This window comes from Mesorhizobium sp. M7A.F.Ca.CA.004.04.2.1, from assembly GCF_004022825.1.
In the GTDB taxonomy this organism is placed as follows: domain Bacteria; phylum Pseudomonadota; class Alphaproteobacteria; order Rhizobiales; family Rhizobiaceae; genus Mesorhizobium.
This window is the reverse complement of sequence record NZ_RZPH01000579.1, coordinates 1-3,864: the sequence shown is the minus strand read 5'-3', so window position 1 is coordinate 3,864 and position 3,864 is coordinate 1. Positions and strand designations below refer to the sequence as shown.

The 3,864-nt window shown below is 64.3% G+C and carries 5 protein-coding genes; 3 read left to right on the top strand and 2 right to left on the bottom strand.

Features of this window, described 5'->3' with window-relative positions; all coding sequences use genetic code 11:
* The coding region (locus tag EN893_RS22995) for a DUF4262 domain-containing protein (protein ID WP_128361795.1) at positions 1 to 190 on the top strand (190 nt) is incomplete at its 5' end.
* Between the two features lie 2 nt (positions 191 to 192).
* On the opposite strand, the gene EN893_RS22990 is transcribed toward EN893_RS22995, so the two are convergent.
* Positions 193 to 1,434 carry an MFS transporter gene (locus EN893_RS22990; RefSeq protein ID WP_127273130.1) on the bottom strand — a complete coding sequence of 414 codons (1,242 nt, stop codon included), beginning with the start codon at positions 1,432 to 1,434 and terminating at the stop codon, positions 193 to 195.
* Positions 1,435 to 1,536: 102 nt separating this feature from the next.
* Between EN893_RS22990 and EN893_RS22985 the strand changes: the two genes are divergently transcribed.
* Positions 1,537 to 1,998: a helix-turn-helix domain-containing protein gene (locus EN893_RS22985; protein ID WP_127271974.1), complete on the top strand. Its 462-nt coding sequence runs from the start codon at positions 1,537 to 1,539 to the stop codon at positions 1,996 to 1,998.
* A gap of 98 nt (positions 1,999 to 2,096) precedes the next feature.
* A complete protein-coding gene (locus tag EN893_RS22980; RefSeq protein ID WP_127258661.1) occupies positions 2,097 to 3,137 on the top strand; it encodes a zinc-dependent alcohol dehydrogenase family protein in 1,041 nt (346 codons plus the stop codon).
* A 121-nt stretch (positions 3,138 to 3,258) separates the two neighbouring features.
* Here EN893_RS22980 and EN893_RS22970 read toward each other — a convergent pair.
* The coding region (locus EN893_RS22970) for a DMT family transporter (RefSeq protein ID WP_164901036.1) at positions 3,259 to 3,864 on the bottom strand (606 nt) is incomplete at its 5' end.

Below are 3,864 nucleotides of genomic sequence, written 5' to 3'. Positions count from 1 at the left end.
ATTCGGCACCGTTCACATCGAACACTACCGCGAGCATTTCGGCTGGGACCTCTGGTTCTACGACGGCCTGGATTTCCGTGTTCTCCAGCTGATCTATCCCACTGTGGACGGCATCTGGCCATGGCAGGCCGAGGCGAGCAACTGGTTCCGGGCCTGGCAGCCGCTTCTCGACACCGCGCCGTCGCCATAGGCCTATCTGCCGACGCGCAGCGTCAACGCCCAGAACAGCAGCGCCAACAGGCCGATGCCGGCGCCAAGCACACAGACGCCATTCCAGCCCATTGCACCGTAAGCCATGGTCGAGGCGATGGAGCCCAGGGCACTGCCGACCGAGTAGAAGATCATATAGCCGCCAACCAGTCGGCTGCGCGCATCCGGGCGCCGGGCGAAGATCAGGCTCTGGTTGGTGACGTGGACGGCCTGGATCGCCAGATCGAGCATGACGATGCCGGCAACGAGCAGCCACAGCGACATGCCCATGAAGGCGATCGGCAGCCAGGCTGCCATCATCAGCAGCAGGCTGAAGCCGGTGACCAACTGGCCGCGGCCGCGATCGACGAGGCCGCCGGTCCAGCGCGCACCGAGCGCGCCGGCGACGCCCGCAAGGCCGAAAAGCCCAATCTCGGTATGCGAAAGTGAAAATGGCGCAGCACTCAACGGCAGCACCAGCGGCGCCCACAGCACGTTGAAGCTGGCGAAGATCAGCATGGCCAGCACCGCCCGCACGCGCAGCAGCGGCTCCTGCGCGAACAGCAGCAGCACCGAAGCGAGCAGGCGCGGATAGGATGTGCGTGGCCGCTCCGCCTCGTGGCGCGGCAGGATCAGGTAGAGAACCATCGCCATGACAAGCGTCAACCCGGCCGAGACAAGATAAACCCAGCGCCAACCGGCGAAATCGGCGACGACCCCTGAAGCGAAGCGGGCAAGCAGGATGCCCAGGATGACACCGCTGGTGACGGTGCCGACCGCCCGCCCCCGCTGCGACGCTACGGCGAGGTCGGCAGCGAAGGCGACCAGCACCTGCACCACCACCGCAAGCAGCCCGACCACCGCCAGGCTCGCCAGCAGCATCGCCGCATTGGGCGCGACCCCGACCGCCACCAGCGCCACGGCAGACAGAATCGCCTGCCCGGCAATCAGCTTGCGGCGATCGAACAGGTCGCCCAGCGGCACGATAAAGAACAGGCCGAGCCCATAGCCGATCTGCGTTACCGTCACCACGATGCCAACCGAGGCCGGCGCGATAGCAAAATCATGCGCCATGGCGTCGAGCAGCGGATGGGCGAAATAGACATTGGCAACGCTCAGGCCGCAGGCGATGGCGAAGATCAGCGCGGTCAATCGTGACAATCCCGCAGGCGGCGGCGCCACCCGAGGCGGCCCATCGGATTGCTCGAGGCTTGTTGCACCGCTGTTCACCACCTGCATGTTCATGTCTGCTCTCTCCATAAAAGGTTTCAACTTGAAACCTCTTGCTGGATAGGCAGAACAGTTTTATGTTGCAACCGAAAATCGAATGCTGGACCAACGACTGCCATGGTGAAACGAACGAGCCACCACGAAGCGGATTGCCTCATAGCGCGACCACTGGACGCGATTGGCGACTGGTGGTCGCTGCTCATCGTGCGTGACGCGTTCGACGGCTTGCGGCGCTTCGGCGAATTCCAGAAGAGCCTCGGCGTCGCCAAGAACATCCTGTCGTCGCGGCTGCGCAATCTCGTCGCGCATGGCATCCTCGAAACGGTCCCGGCACCCGACGGCAGCGCGCACCATGAATATGTGCTGACGCAAAAGGGACGCGGCCTGTTCTATGTCCTGGTTGCCCTGCGGCAATGGGGCGAGACCTACTTCGCCGGACCGGGCGAACCCTATACCTTCATGGTCGACAATCTCACCGGCCGGCCGATCAAGCGCCTGGAAGTCCATGCCGAGGACGGGCGGCAGCTTGCCCCCGGCGAAACCCGGCTTGCCGACTTTCGCAACCGCGAAACCGGTTAAGAGCTGCTGCCTGCCAACAGGCGTGGCGGAATCGATTTCCGCTCGACCAGACAGGGAATCGGCTATCGTTTCCTGCAGCACAGAGGGTGGAGTGACCGATGAAAGCCGTCGTCTTCGAGAAATTCGGCGAAGCGCCGACGATCCAGACCGTTCCCGATCCGAAGCCGGCAGCCGATGGCGTCGTCATCAAGGTCGAAGCGACCGGTCTGTGCCGCAGCGACTGGCATGGCTGGATGGGTCATGACGATGGCATCACGCTGCCGCATGTACCGGGCCACGAACTGGCCGGTATCGTCGTCGCCGCCGGCAAGCAGGTCACCCGCTGGAAGGCCGGCGAGCGCGTCACCGTGCCGTTCGCCGTCGGCTGCGGCCGCTGCTTCGAGTGCAATTCGGGCAATCACCAGGTCTGCGAGCATCAGACCCAACCCGGCTTCACCGGCTGGGGTTCGTTCGCCGAATATGTCGCCATCGAACACGCCGACACCAACCTAGTGCGCTTACCCGACGAGATGGAATTCGCCACCGCCGCCAGCCTCGGCTGCCGCTTCGTCACCTCGTTTCGCGCCATCGTCGACCAGGGCCGGGTGACGCCGGGCGAATGGGTCGCGGTGCATGGCTGCGGCGGCGTCGGCCTGTCGGCGATCATGATCGCCAGCGCCATGGGCGCCAATGTCATCGCCATCGATCTCACCGACGAGAAACTGGATTTCGCCAAAAAGATCGGCGCCGTCGCCACCATCAATGCATCTACGACGCCGAACGTGGTCAAGGCGGTCAAGCAGATCACCAATGGCGGCGCGCATATGTCGATGGACGCGCTCGGCCACCCCACCACCTCGTTCAATTCGATATCCAATCTGCGCCGGCGCGGCCGCCATGTGCAGGTCGGCCTGATGCTGGGCGAGCATGCCCGGCCGCAGGTGCCGATGGACAAGGTGATCGCCTTCGAACTCGAAATCCTTGGCAGCCACGGCATGCAGGCCTACCGCTACCAGGCGATGATGGACATGATCCGCAACGGCAAGCTGAAGCCCGAACTGCTGGTCGGCAAGAGAATCAGTCTCGACGAGGCGCCCGCGGCCTTGATGGCGATGGGCGGCTTCGAGGGGATTGGTATTGGAGTGGTGACGAAGTTCTAAAGCGCGTCGCGTTTGAACGGATCCAGGCGACGCGCTTTAGGTCCTTGTTTTTATGCATGTCGTTCTCCCAAAACCGGGGCCACTTTTGGGCGACATGCATTGGGCGAGGACGGCACCGTCGTCAGGCGATCGCGCGTCGTGGCAATTCCTGCTTCGCGAATCGCTTGGCGCCTACGACGCAGAGCACGACGCCAAGCGTGACGACCACCATCAGCGGGCTGACCTGCTCGTGCAGCAGCGTCGCTGCCAGTGCCAATCCGAAAAATGGCTGCAGCAGCTGCAACTGCCCGACCGCGGCGATGCCGCCTTGCGCCAGCCCGCGATACCAGAACACGAAGCCGATCAGCATGCTGAACAGCGAGACATAGGCAAGCCCTATCCACGCCCTGACGCCGACGCCTTCGAACGATGGCGGCATGGTCATCAGCGTCAGCACCAGCATGATCGGCAGCGACAGCACCAGCGCCCAGCAGATCACTTGCCAGCCGCCGAGCTTGCGCGACAGCGCGGCGCCCTCGGCATAGCCCAGGCCGCAGGCGATGATGGCGGCCAGCATCAGACCATCGCCCACCGGCGAGGCCGTCACGCCCTGCGTCAGGGCAAAACCCGCGACCAGCGCGCTGCCGATGCATGAAAACAGCCAGAACGCCGGGCGCGGACGGTCGCCGCCGCGCAGCACGCCGAAGATCGCGGTCGCCAACGGCAGCAGGCCGACGAAGCTGATGGA